General features: G+C 64.2%; 15 protein-coding genes. 9 read left to right on the top strand and 6 right to left on the bottom strand.

Going from position 1 to position 21,385, the window contains the following annotated elements; all coding sequences use genetic code 11:
• Positions 1–2: 2 nt before the first annotated feature.
• Both hemB and hemL read left to right on the top strand, forming a co-directional pair.
• The gene (hemB, locus tag AC4D1W_RS05625; RefSeq protein ID WP_490889434.1) at positions 3–986 is read left to right on the top strand and encodes a porphobilinogen synthase; all 984 of its coding nucleotides are present in this window, start codon (positions 3–5) and stop codon (positions 984–986) included.
• Positions 987–2,309: a glutamate-1-semialdehyde 2,1-aminomutase gene (gene hemL / locus AC4D1W_RS05620; RefSeq protein WP_490898091.1), complete on the top strand. Its 1,323-nt coding sequence runs from the start codon at positions 987–989 to the stop codon at positions 2,307–2,309. It abuts the gene before it with no gap.
• Between the two features lie 126 nt (positions 2,310–2,435).
• Here the strand turns inward: hemL and AC4D1W_RS05615 are convergent, their stop codons facing one another.
• The 4 genes from AC4D1W_RS05615 to AC4D1W_RS05600 all read right to left on the bottom strand — a co-directional run bounded on the left by AC4D1W_RS05615 (position 2,436) and on the right by AC4D1W_RS05600 (position 6,130).
• Positions 2,436–3,278 carry a MetQ/NlpA family ABC transporter substrate-binding protein gene (locus tag AC4D1W_RS05615; RefSeq protein ID WP_490889431.1) on the bottom strand — a complete coding sequence of 281 codons (843 nt, stop codon included), beginning with the start codon at positions 3,276–3,278 and terminating at the stop codon, positions 2,436–2,438.
• A gap of 122 nt (positions 3,279–3,400) precedes the next feature.
• A complete protein-coding gene (locus tag AC4D1W_RS05610; RefSeq protein ID WP_490889429.1) occupies positions 3,401–4,156 on the bottom strand; it encodes a methionine ABC transporter permease in 756 nt (251 codons plus the stop codon).
• Positions 4,153–5,133 carry a methionine ABC transporter ATP-binding protein gene (locus AC4D1W_RS05605; protein WP_490898090.1) on the bottom strand — a complete coding sequence of 327 codons (981 nt, stop codon included), beginning with the start codon at positions 5,131–5,133 and terminating at the stop codon, positions 4,153–4,155. Before AC4D1W_RS05605 ends, AC4D1W_RS05610 begins: the two co-directional genes overlap by 4 nt.
• Positions 5,134–5,443: 310 nt before the next feature.
• Positions 5,444–6,130: a 3'-5' exonuclease gene (locus tag AC4D1W_RS05600; protein ID WP_490898089.1), complete on the bottom strand. Its 687-nt coding sequence runs from the start codon at positions 6,128–6,130 to the stop codon at positions 5,444–5,446.
• A 100-nt stretch (positions 6,131–6,230) separates the two neighbouring features.
• On the opposite strand from AC4D1W_RS05600, the gene AC4D1W_RS05595 reads away from it, so the two are divergent.
• From AC4D1W_RS05595 to AC4D1W_RS05585, 3 genes are read left to right on the top strand one after another with little or no spacing between them, the layout of a single operon-like run.
• A complete protein-coding gene (locus AC4D1W_RS05595) occupies positions 6,231–6,701 on the top strand; it encodes an MGMT family protein (protein WP_490898088.1) in 471 nt (156 codons plus the stop codon).
• Positions 6,698–9,967, top strand: coding sequence for an ATP-dependent helicase (locus AC4D1W_RS05590; RefSeq protein ID WP_490898087.1), 3,270 nt, complete (start codon positions 6,698–6,700; stop codon positions 9,965–9,967). Before AC4D1W_RS05595 ends, AC4D1W_RS05590 begins: the two co-directional genes overlap by 4 nt.
• Positions 9,964–13,488, top strand: a complete 3,525-nt coding sequence (locus tag AC4D1W_RS05585) for an ATP-dependent helicase (RefSeq protein ID WP_490898086.1) — start codon at positions 9,964–9,966, stop codon at positions 13,486–13,488. The genes AC4D1W_RS05590 and AC4D1W_RS05585 overlap by 4 nt, the downstream gene beginning before the upstream one ends.
• Here the strand turns inward: AC4D1W_RS05585 and AC4D1W_RS05580 are convergent.
• On the bottom strand, positions 13,434–14,591 hold the full coding sequence (locus tag AC4D1W_RS05580; protein ID WP_490898085.1) for a macrolide 2'-phosphotransferase: 1,158 nt from the start codon (positions 14,589–14,591) through the stop codon (positions 13,434–13,436). The genes AC4D1W_RS05585 and AC4D1W_RS05580 overlap by 55 nt on opposite strands.
• A 131-nt stretch (positions 14,592–14,722) precedes the next feature.
• Here AC4D1W_RS05580 and nudC point away from each other — a divergent pair, with 131 nt between their 5' ends.
• From nudC to AC4D1W_RS05565, 3 genes are read left to right on the top strand one after another with little or no spacing between them, the layout of a single operon-like run.
• Positions 14,723–15,700, top strand: coding sequence for an NAD(+) diphosphatase (nudC, locus tag AC4D1W_RS05575; protein WP_490898084.1), 978 nt, complete (start codon positions 14,723–14,725; stop codon positions 15,698–15,700).
• On the top strand, positions 15,700–17,805 hold the full coding sequence (locus AC4D1W_RS05570; RefSeq protein ID WP_490898083.1) for an ATP-dependent DNA helicase UvrD2: 2,106 nt from the start codon (positions 15,700–15,702) through the stop codon (positions 17,803–17,805). The genes nudC and AC4D1W_RS05570 overlap by 1 nt, the downstream gene beginning before the upstream one ends.
• Before the next feature lie 48 nt (positions 17,806–17,853).
• Complete coding sequence (locus tag AC4D1W_RS05565) at positions 17,854–18,381, top strand: M48 metallopeptidase family protein (RefSeq protein WP_490898082.1); 528 nt, start codon at positions 17,854–17,856, stop codon at positions 18,379–18,381.
• A gap of 20 nt (positions 18,382–18,401) precedes the next feature.
• On the opposite strand, the gene AC4D1W_RS05560 is transcribed toward AC4D1W_RS05565, so the two are convergent.
• Positions 18,402–19,826, bottom strand: a complete 1,425-nt coding sequence (locus AC4D1W_RS05560) for a zinc-dependent metalloprotease (protein ID WP_490898081.1) — start codon at positions 19,824–19,826, stop codon at positions 18,402–18,404.
• A gap of 347 nt (positions 19,827–20,173) precedes the next feature.
• Between AC4D1W_RS05560 and AC4D1W_RS05555 the strand changes: the two genes are divergently transcribed.
• Positions 20,174–21,229: a YlbL family protein gene (locus AC4D1W_RS05555; protein ID WP_490889410.1), complete on the top strand. Its 1,056-nt coding sequence runs from the start codon at positions 20,174–20,176 to the stop codon at positions 21,227–21,229.
• Positions 21,230–21,385: the final 156 nt, after the last annotated feature.

Below are 21,385 nucleotides of genomic sequence, written 5' to 3'. Positions count from 1 at the left end.
GCATGAGCTTCCCACAGCACCGGCCCCGTCGGTTGCGCTCAACCCCGGCGATCCGCCGGTTGACCGCAGAGAACCGGCTCAGCCCGGCTGAGCTGATCCTGCCGGCATTTATCCGGGAGGGATTGAGTGAGCCGGTCCCCATCAGTTCGATGCCCGGAGTGGTCCAGCACAGCACGGACACCCTCAGGCGTGCTGCGGTCGAAGCCGCGGAACTGGGTGTTGGCGGCATCATGCTCTTCGGCATACCCGCGCACCGTGATGCCACGGGAAGTGCCGGTATCGACCCCGACGGTGTGCTGAACAGGGCAATCGCCGACGTGCGTTCGGAAGTGGGTGACTCTCTGGTCGTGATGAGCGATGTCTGTCTCGACGAGTTCACCGACCACGGCCACTGCGGCGTGCTGGCGGCAGACGGCGGAGTGGACAATGACGCCACGCTGGAACTTTATGCGCAGATGGCCGTTGCCCAGGCCGGCGCCGGCGCCCATGTGCTGGGTCCGTCCGGGATGATGGACGGCCAGGTCGGGGTCATCCGCCGTGCCCTTGACGCAGCCGGGCACCAGGACATCGCAGTCCTGGCTTACGCAGCCAAGTACGCTTCGGCGTTCTACGGTCCTTTCCGGGAGGCGGTGGATTCCCAGCTGACGGGTGATCGGCGGACCTACCAGATGGACGCGGCCAACCGTCGTGAAGCGCTCCTTGAGGTGCAGTTGGATCTCGAGGAAGGCGCGGACATGGTGATGGTCAAGCCGGCGATGAGCTACCTCGACATCGTCGCCGACGTCGCGGCGATGTCGCCCGTCCCGGTCGCCGCTTACCAGATCTCGGGTGAGTACGCCATGATCGAGGCTGCTGCTGCGAATGGTTGGATCGACCGGCGTCGTTCCATCGAGGAATCGGTGCTCGGAATCAAGCGTGCCGGCGCGCAGATCATCCTCACATACTGGGCAACGGAACTGGCCACCTGGCTGAAGGAGAACAAGTAAATGACACGATCCGAAGACCTGTTTGCCCGCGCGCAAACCCTCATGCCGGGCGGTGTGAACTCACCGGTGCGGGCCTTCGGGTCCGTCGGCGGCACCCCCCGGTTTCTTGTGTCGGCACAGGGGCCGTACGTGACTGATGCCGACGGCCGCCAGTACGTTGATCTGGTGTGCTCCTGGGGGCCGGCGCTGCTCGGGCATGCCCACCCGGCGGTACTGGATGCCGTCCACCAGGCCGCTGACCGCGGACTGTCATTCGGGGCCTCCACACCTGCGGAAGCGGAACTGGCGCAGATCGTCAGCGACCGGGTGTCCGCTGTCGAACGCCTGCGCATGGTATCCACCGGCACGGAAGCGACCATGACCGCAGTGCGCCTCGCCCGCGGTTACACGGGCCGGAACCTCATTGTGAAGTTCGCCGGCTGCTACCACGGCCACCTCGACGGACTGCTTGCCGCAGCCGGCTCCGGAGTGGCAACGCTGGCACTGCCGGGTTCTGCGGGCGTAACAGACGCGACTGCTGCCGAGACACTCGTCCTGCCCTACAACGACGTTGACGCAGTGGAAGCTGCCTTCGCCGAGCATGGCGACTCCATCGCAGCGGTCATCACGGAAGCTGCCCCCGCCAACATGGGTGTGGTGGAGCCGGCTCCCGGATTCAACGCCGCACTGTCGCGGATCACCACCGAGCACGGGGCCCTGCTGATCATGGATGAGGTTCTGACCGGTTTCCGGGTCGGCCCGGGAGGCTACTGGGGACTGACCGGCGAAGGTGAAGGATGGACTCCGGACCTGCTGACCTTCGGCAAGGTGATCGGCGGAGGACTTCCGGCAGCCGCTCTCGGTGGACGGGCAGACATCATGGAGTACCTGGCACCGCTCGGTCCCGTCTATCAGGCCGGCACGCTTTCCGGTAACCCGCTGGCCATGGCGGCAGGTGTTGCCCAGCTGACCCATGCCACGGACGAGGTGTACCGTTCCATCGACACCCGTTCCCTGGAGCTTTCCGCGGCGGTATCGGAGGAGCTTTCGCGCGTCGGTGTCGACCACTCCGTCCAGCGCGCCGGGAACCTGTTCAGCATTGCCTTCGGGACCTCCAACCGGGGAGTCGCCAACTATGCCGACGCCCAGGCCCAGGAAACCTTCCGGTATGCACCGTTCTTCCACTCCATGCTCGAAGCAGGCGTCTACCTGCCGCCGTCGGTTTTTGAGGCGTGGTTCCTCTCCTCCGCGCACGACGACGCCGCTATGGAACACATCGTGGCCGCGCTGCCCGCCGCCGCGCGAGCCGCTGCCGCCGCCGGCGCCACACCCTCGGGCGTGTAAGACAGTTTTTTCTGTGTGCCGGACGCTCCGGCACACAGAAATGGCCGGCGGACCCGAGGATCTGCGGGTCAGCCGGCCATTGTGTTTTGTGCTCGTGTTCTGTGCTGCGGGTCGCCGCAGGAAGTCCTAGAAAGCGGGAGCTACGTCACCGCTCGGCCAGGTCTCCTCGATGTACTGCTTGACCTCAGGGGAGTGCAGCAGTTCCTCGAGCTTGGCGATCCGGGCATCGCCCTCCGAGGAGGTGTTCCATGCGAGGAAGTTCGCGTACGGGTTGTTCTCGACGGCCTCAACCAGGAGGGCGTCCTCGGTGCTGAGACCGGCGTCGAGGATGTAATTGCCGTTGATGATCGCGAGGTCTACGGTGGGGTCCTGCAGATCGTTGAGCAGCAGTTCCGGCTGGTTCTCCACGAACTCCAGGCCCTTCGGATTCTGCTCCTCGGTCAGCGACAGAACGGAGGCGTCAGCCTCGATGTTCTCAAGCAGGCCGGATTCCTGCAGCAGCGTGAGCGCACGCGCCTGGTTGGATGGGTCATTGGTGATTGCTACGCGGCCGTTGTCGGGGATGGCGGAGACGTCGTCATGCTTCTCGGAGAAGGCAGCGTAAGGCTCGATGTGCACACCCTCGCCGTGGGCGAATTCGTAGCCCTGGCTTTCAACCTGGCTCTCGAAGTAGGGCAGGTGCTGGAAGTAGTTGGCGTCCAGGTCACCCTCGCTGAGAGCGATGTTGGGAGTGGTGTAGTCGTCGAACTCCTGGATTTCGAGCTCAATTCCGCTGCCCTCGGCCAGGTTGTCGCGGACGAATTCCAGAATCTGCGCGTGGGGCACGGGGCTGGCGCCGACCTTAACCGTCGCTGGGGTGGTGGGGTCGAGGGTTTCAACGGCCGCGGGAGCGCTGTCGCCTGCGCCGCATGCTGAGAGGGTGAGAAGTGCGGCCAGCCCGGCGGCTGCCAGCGAAAACTGCTTGCGCATGTGTGGTGCGTTCCTTTCGTAGTACCGGCGGCCGGGTGGAACCGGGACGCCGGGGAGTGACGGCTGGCGGCTACCGACCGTCGTCAGCCCCGCTTCACGGCGGGGCAGGGTGGGAGAGTTTCCTAGACGCCAACGACTTCGTTGGCTGCTGTCGGCCGACGGCCGCGCCTGCTGCGGCGGACTCCTGCGGTGGCAGCTGTGCGGTGATCCACACGCTGCGCGAGCCGGTCGCCGATGATCTGGATGATCTGGACGATGGCGACGATGATCACGATGATCACCACCATCACCGTTGTGTCGAACCGTTGCAGACCGTAGTTGTAGGCGAGCCTGCCCAGTCCGCCGCCGCCGATGATTCCCGCCATTGCCGAATACCCGACGAGCGTGACCAGCGTGGTGGTGAACGCGGCGATGAGGGACGGAAGGGCTTCCGCGATCATGACCTTGGTGATGACCTGGAGACGCGTTGAACCCATGACCAGGGCAGCATCGATCTTGCCGGAGGAAACATCGCGCAGGCTCGTTTCCACGAGGCGGGCGAAGAACGGGATGGCTCCGATGCTCAGGGACACAGAGGCCGCAACGGGCCCGATGGAGGATCCGGTCAGGAAACGGGCCAGCGGGATCAGTGACACCATGAGGATGGCGAACGGAATGGACCGCGTGATGTTCACGACTACATCGCTGACAACCCGATTTGTGACAGGCATCGGACGGAGGCCGCCCGGGCTGCTGGCGTGCAGGAAGATGCCGAGCGGAAGCCCGACGAGCAGGGTGAAGAAACCTGAGATGCCGATCATCTGGAGGGTCGCGAGGAACTCCTCCGGAAGGGCTTGCGTGATTCCTGGATTCTCGAAGAGGTTGTCGAGGATGTTCATGCCGCTACCTCCACGTGTACGCCGGCGCCTTCGAGGTATGCGGTTATCTCGCTGAGCGGTCTGGGGGAGTCAACTTCCACGCGGAGCCGACCGAAGCGGGACCCTCCGAGCGTCTCTACAGTCCCTGCGATCACATTGACGTTGGCATCGAAACGCCGCGTCAGTTCGGAGAGGACGGGAGCTGAGGCGGGTTCGCCGACGAGCAGCAGTTCCAGCTCCGGCAGGGTGGTGCTCGCGGAACTGGAGGGCAACGGCATCAGGGCTTTGCCGAGGGAACCGGACCTGTCGCCGACGATCGCATGGAGCGGACCGTGCTCGATGATGCGGCCGCGGTCAAGCAGGGAGACTGAGTCGCAGATCTGCTTCACCACATGCATTTCGTGGGTGATGACCAGGACCGTGAGGTTCAGGGTGTGGGTCAGGTTGCGAATCAGCGTGAGGATGTCCTCGGTCGTGGCAGGGTCGAGGGCAGATGTCGGTTCGTCGCACAGCAGCACGTCGGGATCTGACGCCAGCGCACGCGCAATGCCGACGCGCTGCTTCTGGCCGCCGGAGAGTTGGGAGGGATAAGCGTCTGCGAACTCCGTCAGGCCGACGAGGGAGAGCAGTTCGGCAACCTTGCGGCTGATGTCACCTTTCGGCGTCTTCACTAGCTCAAGCGGGTGTGCGACATTCTGGGCAGCCGTCCGTGAATCCATCAGGTTGGCGTGCTGGAACACCATTCCGATGCGGCGCCGGGCGGTGCGGACCTCGGAGTCCTTGACGCTGGTTAGATCGCGTCCGTCGATGACGACGGATCCGGAGGTCGGACGGTCGAGAAGGGTCAGGCACCGGACAAGAGTCGATTTACCCGCGCCGGAGTGCCCGACGATGCCGTGAATTGAACCCTTGGGTACCGAGAGGGTGACGTCGTCCAGTGCTGTAACGGTTCGCTCACCCTGGCGGTACGTTTTGCGCAGGTTGGTGACTGTGATCATTGGTCCTCATGCTGTCTGGGGCTCCGCAGGGTCTTCCGCGAAAGCCGCTACTCCGGCGAGCAGGAATGAAGCATCGGTCAGCACGCTGTTTGGGAGGTTCGGAAGGCCTCAGTCGCCCGGAATACGGCCGCAACGGGCGCGTGGCGATGCCCTGCAATTGTGGCACGAACGAAAGATTCGACTGAAATTTAGTGCGCAGGATCACGGGTGGGTGCGGCGTTGATATTTTCCGGCTTCCCTGCCGAAGATTCTTCGAATTGCAGCAGGCAACGGGCGCGCGTTCGGCGGCGGTACGGCAACAACTACCGGTTCACGAGGCGACAGCCGGCCACCGCCCCTCCACGACCGCGCTGGGGTCGCTGCGGCGGAGGTATTCCTGGAAATTTGCTGCCTGGCCCCGTGCCCAGGTCACCTGGAATTCATGAAGTTCGGGTGCCGGTCGCCGAAGCTGATGGAACCGGTCAGCGAGAGCGGCTCCGACCCCGAGCGTCGCCAGGCCGTCCGCCGCTGAGGTGTGAGCGTTTTCCAACGGAACACCATAGTGGGCGCACATGGCGGTGAGCGTCCTCTTCCCGGGACGGTAACGGTCTGCGTGCTTGTCCATCACATAAGGGTCCAGTACCGGGAAGGGACTGGGGGTGCTGATGCCGTGTCGGTGTCCCTCGCGAGCGAGGACCGTGAAGTCATAGCGGGCGTTGAATGCAAGAACCGGGATTCCATCCCGGAAGTAACCGTTCAGGACTCCGGTGATTTGATTTACTACCTGGGCAGCAGGAGTTCCCTGTTCCTTTGCAGTGCGGGTGGCAACGCCGTGGACGGCGGTTGCCTCGGCGGGTATCTCCACGCCCGGGTTGGCGAGCCACTCGTGATGTTGCAGAATCTCTCCCCGCCCGTCGACGAGGATGATTGAAGCGGTCACGATGCGCGCTGTGAGGGGATTCCGGCCGGTGGTCTCGAGATCGAATGCCGCCCGGGGATGCATATGCCAGTTGTCCATGGCCCAGACGGTATCCGTCGGCTACGACATTCCGGTCCGGCTCGAACTGCGCCGGTTCGGGTATGGCCGACTCCTGAGTCGGCTTCGATAGGCTGGGTGGGTGCGCGACAGGGTTCTGGACTACGAAGAGGCGGTCCTGGACATCGTAAGCCTGATACCTGCAGGGAAGGTGCTCACATACGGCGACATAGCGGAGATCCTTGAGAAGGGCGGGCCGCGACAGGTGGGAGCGATCATGTCGCGGGGAAGTGATGATGTGCCGTGGTGGCGCGTACTTCGCGCCGATGGGAGGCCGCCGCAGGGACTGGCAGCTGCCGCCGTCGAACACTATCGCAAGGAATCGACGGCGCTGCGGGCGCCCGCCCGCAACCGGCGGGCAGGTGTGCACGCGGAGCAGCGGGTTGATCTTGCGAGGTCCCGCTGGACGCCAACGCCCGCAGAGCAGGAGGCTTTGCAACGTATCCGCGCGCGTGTGGAGAGGGTCGTTCCTGGCACTATTCCCGGCGGCATTCCCGGTGAAGCGGGCGGTTCATCGAAATTGTCGGAGCCGGATGATGGAGTGAAAGCATGAGCAGTTCCTCTCGCGTCAATCCCGCTTCCCTGCTTCCGGCCAGTCTACGGTTGCCCTCCAACGCAGCGGCGGTCGCACCGGGCCCGGTCCTCAGCAGGGACCAACAGGACGTGCTTTCCCTGGGCGTGGGCGCGGGTCCGGTGCTCGTTCTTGGGGGACCGGGAACCGGTAAAACAGAACTCCTCATTGAAACTGCGGTCAGCCGGATCCGAAACGGGGAGGTGGAGCCGGGCCGCATTCTCATCATGGCGCCTACGCGGCTTGCGGCAGCCCGTCTGCGCGATGAGGTGACAACCCGGCTGGACCGCAGTCTCAGCGCACCGCCTGCCCGCACCTGGTCGTCCTACGCTTTTGACCTCATCCGGCGAGCGCGCGTGGCAGGGCTGCTGCCCGAGGTGACGCGTTCCCCGCGGCTCCTGTCGGGTGCAGAACAGGACCTGATCATCAAGGAGCTTCTTGAGGGTCACCGCAGGATTGGCCTTCTGGAGTCCCGTTGGCCGGAGGAGTTGAGGCTGGCGCTCGGAACCAGGGGTTTCCGTCAGGAGGTAAGGGAGCTCTTCGACCGGGTCAGCGAATACAGCCTGCATGCGGAAGAACTGTCTGATTTCGGGCGCAGGTTCGACCGACCCGATTGGGTGGCCGCGGCTGCGCTGTATAGCGAGTACCGGGATGTTCTGGATCTCAGGATGCCCGAAGCCTTCGATCCCGCCGGAATCCTCACCGCCGCCCGCGGCATCCTCGAAAACAATCCCGAATTCTGTGCTGAGGAACGCGACAAGTACGCGCTGATCCTGATCGACGATTATCAGGAATCGAACACCGCCATGCATGCACTCTGCGGTGTCCTCGCGGAGGGCAGGGACACCCTGATCACAGCCTGCCCTGACACCGCAGTGCAAGGTTTTCGGGGTGCCCGCCCGGAGCTGGCTGCGCGCCTGCCGGAGATTCTCGGTGATGTATGCACTGTTCAGCTGACCACCTCCCACCGTCTGACGGGGAAGCTTCCCTCGGGGTGGGAGTCCATCGCCTCAAGGACTCCTGTGAGCGGGACGCCGTTGGGTTACCGCAGGTTGCTCGTTCCAAATCTCCCTGACTCCCCGCCGAGCGGCGTTCTGTCCGTTCATGTGGTTGACTCCGGCTACCACGAGCAGCGCTACATAGCCCAGCGAATACTTGAAGCCCACGTGGAACAGGGCCGGAGCTTCGATGAAATCGCCGTAATCACCAGAACCGGCGGGCATGTGACGGAACTCCAGCGCTATCTGGCAGGCCAGGACATTCCGGTCAGTGTTCCGCCTGCGGAGCGCGCAATCCGTGACGAACCCGCGGTGCGGCCGTTACTGGACATACTCGCCGTCGTGACCGGCGTCGAGGAACTCGACGCCGAGCGGGCTGTTTCAATAATGACGTCGCGAGTAGGCGGCGTGGGACCCCTCGAGATCCGCCGTATGCGCCAACTCCTCAGGCAGGAGGAACGCGCGGTCGGCGGGGCGAGGGATTCCGATCAGCTGATCGTCGATCTGCTCGGCGAGGCTGTGATCGATGACCCTCGCCCCCAGCTCCGCCCCGCTCGTCGCCTGCACGCGATGCTGAGCGCCGGCCGTGAGGCATTGCAGGACGAGGCAAGTACGCCCGAGACAGTGCTGTGGTCCGTATGGTCCGCTTCGGGGCTCTCTTCCCGATGGGAAGAAGCGGCCCTGAGGCAGGGATCCTCGTCTGCGCGCGCGGACCGCGACCTGGACGCCGTAGTCGCGCTGTTTCAGACCGCTGAACGTTACGTCGACCAGATGCCCGGTGCTCCAACAACCGGGTTTCTCGAGTATCTGCTGAGCCAGGAACTCCCGATGGACACCCTCGCAGCACGCGCCCAGAAGGGTGCCGCGGTTGCCATCATGACGCCGGCCGCAGCAGCCGGGCGCCAGTGGCCGGTGGTGATCGTGGCAGGAGTGCAGGAGGGAGTCTGGCCCAACCTGCGCATCAGGGGGGAACTGCTGGGATCCGGGGACCTCGTAGCGCTGCTCGAGCATGGCAGGGACTTCCGCCGCCATCGCGATCCGCTCTTTCTCATGCAACTCACCCGCGCAGATGAGCTGCGAAGCTTTTCTACGGCGGTGAGCAGGGCCTCCGAGGAGCTGGTCTGTGTGGCGGTCTCGTCGGAGGACCAGCAGCCTTCATCCTTCCTCGATATCCTCGACCCGCTGCCGCAGGGCATTTACGAACGTCCACGCACAGAGGTGAAACGGCCACTCACCCTTCGCGCACTTGTTGCTGAACTTCGAAAGTACGCCCAGCAGCCCGATCGAAGTCCGGATATGGCGTATGAAGCCGTCCAGCATCTCGGCACGATGGTGCTGCACCAGCCGCGGGTCCCTGGCGCCGATCCTGCCCAATGGTGGGGGTTGGCGGGGCTTTCCTCCACTGAACCGGTGGTGCCCGGGGATGCTGTTATTCCCGTTTCGCCCTCGAAGGTGGAGGCAGTGCTTGCCTCACCGCTGAACTGGTTCGTCTCCGCGGCGGGAGGGGAACGGCCCACCGATTTCGCACGGTCACTAGGAACGCTCGTCCACTCGATTGCACAGGACATCCCCGACGCCACCGGGAACCAGTACGTCGCGGAACTGATCCGCCGCTGGCCGACGCTCGGGATGAAGGACACCTGGGAATCCAAAGCGGACCTTCGAAGGGCCGAAGAGATGGTGAGAAAATTGGGGGCCTACCTAGCGGAAATGAGGAAAGCCGAGCGTTCCCTGGCCAGCACCGAGGTGAGCTTCAGCGTGGATCTTCCCGTCACGGTCGACGGCATCGAGAGACAGGCTCGTCTTCGCGGCCAGGTCGACCGTCTTGAAATCACCCATGATGGTTGCCTTTTCATAGTGGATCTCAAGACCGGGAAGTCTTCCCCACCGGACCCCGAGGTGCCCACCCATCCACAACTTGCCGCGTACCAGGTGTCTGCGGTTGCCGGGGGCTTTGTCGAGGCAGACGTCGCCGGGGCAGACGCCGAATCCCGCCAGATGCTGCCGGTCGGCGGTGCTGCTCTCGTGCATCTCGGTACCAGCGCAAAATCTCCCAAGGTGCAGGATCAGCCGGCGCTCGGACAGGAAGATACCTGGGCCCACGAGATGATCGAGCAGGCAGCAGGCCTGATGTCCGCTGCCGAATTCGAAGCCGTTCACGATCCAAAACGGTCGTCATACGGCGGAGTCGGTTGCCGACTCCCGGAAATCTGCCCGCTGTGCGTTGAAGGAAGACAGGTGACCGAATGAGCATCGAGACGGCACACGGGCAGGCCCAGACAGATCCGGCGCCGCAGCTCTCGGCAGAGGCGTTGGCACGGGTGCTTGCCGGTGGCGGTGACGCGGAAGCCCTGTACCCTACCGGGGAGCAGACCCGCATCATAGAAGCGCCGCTGCAGCCGCTATTGGTTATTGCGGGCGCAGGCTCAGGCAAGACCAAGACCATGGCCGACCGCGTAGTGTGGCTGGTCGCCAACGGACTGGTCCGTCCCGAACAGATACTCGGCGTCACCTTCACGCGGAAGGCGGCCGGCGAGCTGGCTGCCCGCATCCGACAGCAGCTCCTGGCGCTGTACCGTGCCCAGGGCGAGAGCGCCCACGACTCCGCCGAGGACCGGCTGGAACCCACCATCTCCACGTACCATTCCTATGCCAACGGCATAGTCCAGGACTACGGATTGCGTATCGGAGTGGAACGCGACGCCGTCATGCTGGGCACGGCGCAGTCATGGCAGCTGGCCGCCAGGATCGTGGAGTCCTATCAGGGGCCATGGGAGCACCTGTCGGCAGCAAAAACAACACTGACGAACGCGGTACTCACCATGGCCTCCGAATGCGCAGAGCACCTCGTTGATCCGGCCGCGGCGAGGTCCACGTTGCTGGAACAGATCGACGCGATGTGCGCACGTCCCCACCAGCTGGGAAAGCCGAAGGCGGCTACGCAGCGCACGAAGGATCTCCTGGACAAGCTGCGGACCCGTGTCACCGTCACCGAACTGGTGGAGCGCTACACAGCCGCAAAGCATCAGTCCGGACAACTGGATTACGGTGACCTCGTATCCCTGGCCGCCCGTATTGTCAGCGAGGTGCCGCAGGCAGTTGACGTCGAACGACAGAAGTACTCGGTCGTTCTCCTCGACGAGTTCCAGGACACCTCGCACGCGCAGATGGTGCTCTTCTCCCGACTGTTCGGCGACGGCAGATCAGTAACGGCGGTGGGGGATCCGCATCAGTCCATCTATGGCTTCCGCGGTGCCTCCGCCGGTCAGCTCGGGACTTTCAGATCACGTTTCCCGGTCCACGCCGGTGCTGCTCTGGAGCCTGCACCGATGGTGAATCTCTCGGTGGCGTGGCGGAACTCCACGAGCATTCTTGAGGCAGCAAACGCTGTGGCTGATTCCCTCAATGTCCCGCCGCCATGGCTGGGACCACAACATCAGCTGAAGGTTCCCGCTCTGCTTCCTCGACCGAAGGCACCCGTGGGGGAGGTGTACCTCGCCCGTTATTTCGCCGAGAGCGCCGCTCACCCTATGGACCTCTCGGCGCCGGATAACCCGCACGCCAATGAGGCAGCCGCGTTGACGCGTCTCATCGAAGCGCAACGGCGCCGATTCTTTGACGTGGACGGCGACGGCCAGCCCCTCCGCCCCACCATTGCCGTCCTCTGCCGTGGACGGCGGCAGTTCGAACCTCTGCGTCGGGAGCTCCAATCGGCAGGCATACCGGTGCAGATCATCGGACTGGGAGGTTTGCTGCGCACACCGGAGATCATCGAGATTCTCTCCGTACTGCGGGTTCTCGGGGATCCGGAACGGTCCGACGCCATGCTGCGCCTCCTGGCCGGAGCGCGCTGGCGCCTGGGCAGCGCGGACCTCATGGCCCTCGGTGACTGGGCGCGCCAGCTGGCCTATGATCGCGATGTCCGGATGAGTCAACTCCGTGCGTACGCGCAAGAGCCTTCGACGAACACCGCACAACCGGCTGATGCATCGGAAGCACCGAATCCTGACCAGGAGCAGCAGTTCACGCCCATGGAGTATGCGGAACCGGCGAGCCTCGTTGACGCCGTGGACCATCTCCCGCCGGTGGGGTGGGTCTCGGGCAGCGGCCGGGGCCTGTCGGACACAGCGAGGGAGCGGCTCGTGCTGCTGCGGGACGAACTGCGCGGGCTCCGCCAGTCAGTAGGTGATGATCTGCATACCCTGATCGGCGAGATTGAGCAGACTCTCCTTCTGGACATCGAGCTTGCGGCGAAGCCGGGTGTGAGCGTCCACGAAGCAAGACGGAATCTTGACGCCTTCGCGGACGCAGTCAGCAGTTTCGTCTCAACCTCCGACCGCATCGACCTGCCCGCTTTTCTGGCCTGGCTCGAAGCCGCTGATGCTGAGGAGGACGGCCTCCCCGTGACTGCTCTGGAGACAAGCAGGGAAGCGGTCCAATTGCTGACCGTGCACGCAGCCAAAGGTCTGGAATGGGATGTGGTGCTGGTACCGGGCATGAATGAGGGCTCATTCCCTAGTGGGACGGGCTCGCGTTGGAGTTCGGGGGATTCCTCAGTGCCCTGGCCGCTGCGCGGCGACGCGGCAGAACTGCCGCAGTGGGACTGGGACCAGCCCGACCAGAGGTCCTGGCTCGAAAGCGAGAAACTGTTCGCTGAAGACGCGCTTACTCATACCGAACGTGAAGAACGGCGGCTTGCCTATGTTGCCCTGACCCGCGCTCGCCATGTCCTCGTCTGCACGTCGTCAGCGTGGGGAGGGGGGCGGTCCAAGCCGACCGCTCCCTCCCGCTATCTGGAGCAGCTGCGGGAACTCGCGGCAGCAGGCGAACGCGGATATCGGGAACTCGCGTGGATCGAGGACGGCGCCGTAGGGGATGATAATCCCGCCCGTGCCCAAAGCGACAGGGCGGTCTGGCCCATTGACCCGCTGCGTCAGCGCCGCGATCCCATGGAAAGAGCAGCAGCGGCTGTCCTGGGAGCGGCGGATGAACGTCGGCATGCCAACCCGGAACCGGGCACCAGGGACTCAGGCCCGTCCGGGCGCTGGAGCGATGAGGTCCGAACGGCGCTCGCGAGGCAGCAGCACAGGTTCAGACCCGCACCGGTCGAACTTCCCACCCACATCTCCGCTTCCCTGATGGTCGAACTCTCTGAGGACAGCGCGGGCGTGGCAAGGCGGCTACGACGGCCTGTGCCACGCCGTCCGGGTTCCGCTGCCCGGCGTGGTACTGCCTTCCATGCCTGGATCGAGGAGTTTTACGGCACTACCGGGATGCTGAACCTGGGGGAGTTCCCCGGGGCCGCCGACTCTTTTGTGGACGACGGGCTGAAGCTTGAGCAGCTCACAGATACTTTCAGGAAGTCCACGTGGGCTGGGCGTGTTCCTCATGGCATTGAGGTGCCCGTGGAAACCCGCGTGGAGTCGCTTGTTGTCCGCGGCCGGATCGATGCCGTCTTCAAGGATGACGACGGCGCGTGGGATCTCATTGACTGGAAGACCGGTAGGCCCCCCGCACCGGGAGGCCGGGAAGCGAAATCAGTCCAGCTGGCCGTATACCGCCTGGCGTGGTCACGCCTGCTTGACATCCCCCTGGAGTCGGTGCGGGCGGCGTTCTATTACGTCGGCGAGGACTTGTTGGTGCGGCCACACGACCTGGCAGATGACAGTGCGCTGGAAGGCATCATCCGGCGGGCGACCGCAGGTGGGGCTGGAGGTCAGGGGCGCGGTACAACGGGCAGGGCGGAGGTTTCGAGATCCTCCGGGCCCTGAGGCGCACTGGTGGCTGTTCCGCCGGCTTCGTCCTCAGCACCGCCAACGTTCGGACGAACTGGCGCGCTACCAGTACTGACTCCGCCAACATGGCCGTCGTGAGCGTTGTCCGGCTCGTCTTCAGTCCTTTCGGTGACTCCATGGTCTCCGGCGGCTAGCTCGTCGGCGGCTTCGGCTGCCAGTGCTGCCTCCTCGGCAGCGAGGTCAGCGGAAAGAGTCCGCATCATCTCTTCGGCCTCTGCGATCATGTTGGCATCGTCAAGGGCAAGTCCGCGCACCAACCACTGCGCCAGGGCGAACTCCGCGGCAAGGGCAGCCCGCCGCAACAGATGGTCGTCAGCGGCATCTGACCGGGCACTGACATAAGCCTCGTGCACCTCGTCGGCGAAGTGCGTGTCCTGCGTCGCTGCAAGCCAGGCGAAGTCGTCTGCGGGGTCTCCCACCGACAGGTCGGTCCAGCCCGTCACAGCACAGACCCGCCCCGCCGCAAGGAGCAGATTGTCTTCGTGGATGTCGCCGTGAACCACGGTGGGGTTGAATTGCCAGAGCGAGACATCTTCCAGCGCATGCTCCCATCTGCGCAGCAGGTCAGACGGGATCCGGCCGGTGATGGCAGCCTGATCCAGCTCATTGAGCCGCCGCTGCCGTACCTCGTTGGCTTCATAAGCTGGCAGGTCGGCTTCGCTGACGAGTGTTCTGGGCAACTCATGGAGGGCGGCAATTGCCTTGCCGATCTCACGTGCCAGTTCAGGGCCGCCGGCCGCAAGTTCCTCAAGGGACCGAGTGGATCCTTCGATGTGGGAATACACGAATGTGCGCAGGTCCCCGAGGCGCACGGTGCCAGCAACATGCGGAACAAGGAACGGAAGCTCTGCCCGTACACCCGGGGTGAAAGCGCGCAGCACCTGAAGTTCCGTTTCAAGCCGCATACTGGCCTCAGCGTGCCGCGGCGCACGGACACGCCACTGCTTGCCGGAGCTGTCGATCAACAGAGCCGACTCGAAGTCAGCCGGGTCGTCGGGGGTACTGGAGACGCCCGTCGGGGCGAGACCCGGCACGGCCGCGCTGGCAAGGGCCGCAAGTTCCATCGGTGAGCGTTTCACACATCCACCGTAAGCGCGCGAGGTCACCGGCTCGAATGTCCTGTGCGGCGAGTCGCTGCTCGCCCTCACTAATCCTCCAGAAATTCCCATTCGAATGTCCTTTTGGGGGTGCGGGACCGTACCGTAGAAATATGACCCAAGCCGTCGGCATGCAAGCAGCCGGAATCGCCAGCCTCCCCCCACTCGGATCCCTGCCGTTGGCACGCGGCTCCGCTGATCGCGGCTCGGTATTCCGCATCGCTCCGGATCTGTTTGACCGGCTGTGGGTGCAACCGGAAACCCGCATCCTTCATCTCGCTGAACAGCGTTCTCCTGTCCAGGGCAACCGACTGGTGCTGAGCCCAGTCGGGGAGGTGGAGCGTCCGGAAAACCCCATCTATCTCGGTAGCACAGTGGAAACCACGGCAGATATGCCTGCCGGAACACATATCGTGCTGGTGGAACATGAGGGCGTGCAGCCCGGTATCGCGCCTGAAGAATCGTGGCTGGGTCTACGCGATGCAGCCGCCGGTCTGCCGGCGCAGGACTCGGGGCTTTTCGTGGAGGCTACGGCAATCTCGAACTGGCATGCCACCCACAACCACTGCCCGCGCTGCGGACATCGCACGGAACCCATTGACGGTGGCTGGGTTCGGCGGTGCCCGGCTGATGAGAGCTTGCATTACCCCCGGACCGATCCTGCGATCATCGTGACCGTGACGGACGAGGAAGACCGGTTGCTCCTTGGTTCGTCCGCTACCTGGGCGGAAAACCGGTTCTCCACGCTTGCAGGTTTCGTTGAACCCGGCGAATCGCTGGAAGCAGCGGTGGTGCGAGAGGTGGAAGAGGAGTCCGGCATCGTAGTTCACTCGCCCACGTATCTCGGATCGCAGCCCTGGCCTTTCCCGGCCTCACTCATGCTTGGCTTTACGGCGAAAGCCTCCCACGCTGTGCCCGTTCCGGACGGCGTCGAGATCCGGGACGTGCGTTGGTTCACCAGGGAGGAACTGTTCGTCGGCCTGAAGGAGGAACGGTTGTCGGTGGCGTCCGGTGCGTCCATCGCCCGTTCGCTCATTGAACATTGGTACGGCGGCCCCCTCGATGAAGAGCCGTCCTCCGGGAGACCGTAGTGGAGCCTTCGGTCGAAGAACGGATTCTCGCCGGCCTGGATAACGAACAGCGGGCTGTTGCATCCCAATTGAGCGGCCCTCTCTGCGTTCTTGCAGGAGCCGGAACCGGAAAGACGCGCGCTATTACGCACCGGATCGCCTACGGAGTGCACACCGGCGTCTACAAGCCCCAGCAGGTCCTTGCGGTGACCTTCACCGCGAGGGCCGCCGCGGAGATGCGCACACGGCTTCGTGACCTCGGAGCGCAGGGGGTGCAGGCGCGCACCTTCCACGCAGCCGCACTCCGGCAACTGCAATACTTCTGGCCACAGGCCGTCGGGGGAACGCTGCCGGCTCTCGTTGACCACAAGGCGCAGCTCCTCGCAGAAGCGTCGCGGCGGCTGCGGCTGAGCACTGATCGCGCCACAATCCGCGATCTCGCCGCCGAGGTCGAATGGGCGAAGGTATCCATGTTGACACCGGACAGCTACGTTGAGGCCGCCAGCGGCCGGGTGGAACCGGCGGGCATGGACGCCACAACGGTGGCCCGTCTGTTCAGCGCCTACGAAGATCTCAAAGTGGATCGCAACGTCATTGATTTCGAGGACGTACTGCTGATCACCGTGGGCATCCTGCAGGAAGACCCCAAGGTAGCAGCGACTGTCCGTGCACAGTACCGACACTTCGTCGTGGACGAATACCAGGACGTATCGCCGCTTCAGCAGCAGCTTCTGGATCTCTGGCTGGGCGAGCGCGAAGAGCTCTGTGTCGTCGGTGACGCCAGCCAGACCATCTACTCTTTCACTGGCGCCACCAGCGCCCACCTCCTGAACTTCACCAGCAGATACCGGCAGGCGCAGGTCATCAAGCTCGTCCGTGACTACCGCTCCACACCGCAGGTTGTTAACCTCGCGAATTCGCTGCTCGCCGCCCGCACGGCCGAGGCAGAGCGGCGCGGTGGAGTCGGCACGTGGGCCACGCCGCTACAGCTCATAGCGCAGAGACCTCCGGGCCCGGCACCGACCTTCACTGAATGCAGCGATGACGAAGCTGAGTCCGCTGACGTTGCCCGGCGGATCTCAGCACTGCTCAATGGCGGTGTGCCGGCGAGCGAGATTGCTATCCTCTACCGAACCAACGGGCAGTCTGAGGCTTACGAGCAAGCCCTGGCGGCCGCGGGAATCGGGTACCAGCTTCGCGGCGCCGAGCGGTTCTTTGCCAGACGCGAAGTGCGTGAGAGTCTGCTGCAGCTTCGAGCCGCGGCCCGCGCAGCAACGGACGACGACGTCCCGCAGCTGGTGCGTGATGTCCTTGCGTCCCTCGGTTATACCCGTGAGGCCCCGCAAAGCTCAGGTGCCGTCCGGGAGAAGTGGGAGTCCCTCGCCGCGCTGGTGTCGCTGGCTGACGAGCTTCACGAGGCGCGTTCGGCGCAGGGGTTCACACTCCAGGACTTCGTTGCCGAGCTGGAGGAGAGGGCGGCCGCACAGCATGCGCCCACTGTCCAGGGGATCACGCTGGCGTCACTTCATTCGGCGAAAGGCCTGGAGTGGGACGCAGTATTCCTCGTGGGACTCAGCGAGGGCCTGATGCCCATCTCGTTCGCCGATACTCCGGATGCCGTGGATGAGGAGCGCCGCCTCCTCTACGTCGGCATCACCCGGGCCCGTAAGCATCTGGCTCTTTCCTGGTCCACTTCGCGCACCCCCGGCGGCCGGGCATCGCGCAAGCCGTCCAGATTCCTCGACGGCCTTCGCCCGGACTCCGGGGGCACGCGTTCTTTCCGCCAACCCAGCGTCCGGCGCGAGCGCAAGGTCTCGGCTCCTGCACACTGCCGCACGTGCGGAAAGGTCCTGGGATCGGGTGCTGAACGCAAGATCGGACGCTGCCAGGAATGCCCAGCCAATTACAGTGAGGAAACGTTTGAAGCGCTGCGGAACTGGCGCCTCAAGGCCGCGCGGGAGACAGACGTTCCCGCCTTCGTCGTCTTCACGGACGCCACCCTGGTCGCCATTGCAGAAGCGCGGCCAGACTCACTGGAGAAGCTGGCACAGCTCGCCGGTGTGGGCCCCGCCAAACTGGACCGCTACGGAGAGTCGGTACTGAATGTCCTCGCGCAGAGTAACTGACAGCGCCCGCGGAGTGGTTCGCAGCGTCCGAAGTGAAGGAAAAGCTGCATGACGCCGGGCAGTGCACCTTACCCGGTGGAAGTGCGCCGGTCGGCCCGCCGTCGACGGACGGTCAGCGTGGACCTGCGCGACGGCGTCGCGGTCGTCTCGATACCTGCTTCCTTCACTGCCCGGCAGGAAAAGCAATGGGTGGAACGAATGACCGCGAAGCTTAGCGCAACGGCCGTCCGTCCCGCCCATTCCGAAGCCGGGCTGAGCGAGCGTGCGGCGGAGCTCTCCTCGCAATTTCTGGGGGGCAGGGGAGTTCCCGCGAGCATCCGCTGGGTCACCAATCAGAACTCGCGCTGGGGGTCCGCGACGCCCGCTTCCCGGGCTATCCGGCTGTCCCACAGACTACAGGGGATGCCGGACTGGGTCATCGACTACGTGATTCTGCACGAGATGGCGCATCTGATCGAGCCCTCACATAACAGAACGTTCTGGGCTCTATTGACGAGTTACCCGCATACCGAAACCGCCAAAGCGTTCCTGCTCGGCGCGGCATACGCTGCAGACCACAGCCTGAACGGGCGCTAAAAGCGAAGCGCCACCACGGATCAACGTGGGTTGTCGTCCTCCCCGCTGGAATCAGCCGCGCCGTCGTCCGGGTCAGACTCGTCAGCTGATGCCGATGCCTCATCGGCATCGGGCTCGAATCCGCCGGCGAGTAGCTTCTCGAGGGCGGCGTCAACATCGGCGCCATCTGATTCAGCCAGCTGACGCCTCTTGCTGAAACCGGCCGGATCATCGAGGTCCTCCGGCGTAGGAAGCAGATCCGGGTGCTGCCAGATTGCGTCCCGCCCAGCGATTCCCCGCTCCTGGCGCAGGAGTTCCCACAAGGCTGCCGCATCGCGCAAGCGCCGTGGACGCAACTCCAGACCCACAAGGGAAGCGAAGGCATTCTCCGCCGGTCCGCCCGTAGCGCGGCGGCGGCGGACCATTTCGCGCAGGGCGACCGACGATTCGAGGTTCGCGGTAGCTGCAGCGGTCAGTTCATCGACCCAGCCTTCCACGAGCGCCAGCGTGGTCTCCAGGCGGGCGAGCGCGGCATCCTGCGCTGGCGTACGTTCAGGCATGAAGACGCCCTCTGAGAGCGCGCTCTGGAGTGATTCGGGGTTGGACGGGTCGATGTCCCGTGCGACTTCCTCGATCTTGGACATGTCGATGTGGATGCCGCGCGCATAACTCTCGATCGCCCCGAGGAGGTGCCCCGTCAGCCAGGGCACCTGAGTGAAGAGCCGTACGTGGGCCGCCTCGCGGACGGCGAGGAACAGCCTAACGTCGTACTCGGAGACATCCAGCCCTTGCCCGAATGCCGCAACGTTGGCAGGGAGGAGCGCCATGCTGTTCTCCGCCAGCGGTATACCGATGTCTGTCGAACTGACGACGTCCCGCGAGAGAGCACCAACAGCCTGGCCCAGTTGCATCCCGAACATCGCGCCGCCCATGTTCTGCAGCATGGACGTAGCGCCGCCCATCATGGTCTTCATTTCTTCCGGCATCTGCTCCGTGATGGCATTGGAGAGCGCGAGCGCAATGCTGGTAGCTACCGGTTCAGTGAGTCGTTTCCAGGTGGCCATGGTCGCCTCGACCCACTCAGCACGGGACCATGCTTTGCCCAGCAGCGCCGTGGCGGGGAAGTCGGTGACGGGGCCGAGCCACATTTCCGCGAGCCGCAGGGCGTCGTCGACCTCGCGCTGGTCGGTGCTGCTCACAGAAGGATCGCCGCCTGTAGCAGCGGCCCGCCGCGCCTGATCCTGCGCCAGAGTCCAGTTCACCGGGCCTTCGGACTGAGCCGAAAACATGGCCTGCACCTGCTGCATTATCATCGCCATGGCTTGCGGATCGTTCGGGAGTCCGGCCGCCTTTGCGATGTCCTGCGGATTCATCCCCTGCATATTGCCGCCCATCAGGCGCTCGAGCATCTCGGAAAGAGGATCCTTGGGAGTGTCGTCGTCGTTGTTCGACGGATTGGAACTCATCGATACCACCGGTCCTTGGTCAAATCATGCTCGAAATATGTTGCGCCGCGGGAGCGGTCCCTGCGGTCGCGCGAATGACGCCCCAGTTAGCGTGCAGCTATGGTCCGTCGCGATCTCTCAAACGTTACCTTCAGCCTCTGCACTTGTCCTGCACACCGCGAGGGAGTTCGCTCTAGGCAAAGCACATGCGAGCAGCCACCGCCTCGGCTACATGATTGGCTTGTACGCTTGAGATGTGATGCCCTTGCATCCGCTTCGCACCGGGGCACAGGGCGCCCCTAACCTGAAGGTGACACCTCTTGACCCAGCCGCTTTCCCGGGAAACAGACCGGCCACAGCATGATGCCATGAAACGGGACCCCCGCTTCACGGTGATGTCGGTTTCGGGTTTACTCGCACTGGGGCTTGGAGCCGCGGCCGTGCTCCTGCCCTCTCCCTACGTTGTCGAATCGCCCGGTCCCACCTTCAACACTATCGGCGAGATCAACGAGGAACCGCTGATCACCGTTGAAGGCGCAGAGACTTTCCCGACGGGCGGCGCGCTGGACCTGACCACCGTATTCGTCGCGGGCGGGCCGGGGCAACAGGTCAGCATCTTTGATGCCTTCCGCGCCTGGGCGGATCCCGCCCAGGCCGTCACGCCCCGTGAACTGGTCTACCCGCCGGAAGTCTCGGAGTCTGACATCGAACAGCAGAACGCTGAAGCGATGACGTCCTCTCAGGAGTCGGCAGTTGCAGCAGCGCTCTCCCACCTGGAGATTCCCTACGAGGAGACGCTCTCGGTTGTGGGCTTCGCGCCCGGGTCGGCAGCCGAAGGCATCCTTCAGGAAGGAGACCTTCTCACCCGGATCGAGGGCGAGGAGATCGAGTCGTTGCAACCGCTTAAGGATGCATTGAATGCGGCGGGCGGAGAGAGCGTCGACATCACCGTCACCCGGGACGGCGAGACCGTCATGGAATCGGTGGAGCCGCGCAGGGGTGACTCCGGCGACTACCAGCTTGGAGTGTTCCTGATGTCCGAATTTGAATTCCCTTTTGAGGTCCAGATCGCGCTCAACAATGTAGGCGGCCCATCAGCCGGCATGATGTTCGCGCTCGGAATCGTGGACAAACTGACCGACGGGCAACTGACCGGCGGGAAGCACTTTGCCGGAACCGGGACCATCGACTCTTCCGGCGCCGTCGGACCGATCGGAGGCATCCGGCAGAAATTGGTTGGCGCCCGGGATTCAGGCGCAGAGGTTTTCCTGGCGCCGGCGGCAAACTGTGGCGAAGTGATCGGCCACATTCCGGATGGGCTACGGGTGATCCGCGTCGAAAGGCTTGAGGACGCTGTCGCAGCCGTCGGCACACTTGGAGAAGCGAACGACAACGGCGCAAAGCTCCCTTCCTGCGAGGACTGACTATCGGTGCCCGACCTTATTTGGACACGATTGGGAAACGATTTATGGGTGCTCCCGCTCGGGCGGAACTCAATTGTGTGGCCCAGACGTGCACAAGGCAGAATGAACAGCAGTGGATCCACGCGCTCATGCGCGTGTCCAGCACACCAGTACCCC

The organism is Arthrobacter sp. TJ-170, from assembly GCF_058269305.1.
This window is presented reverse-complemented; position numbering and strand designations above follow the sequence as displayed.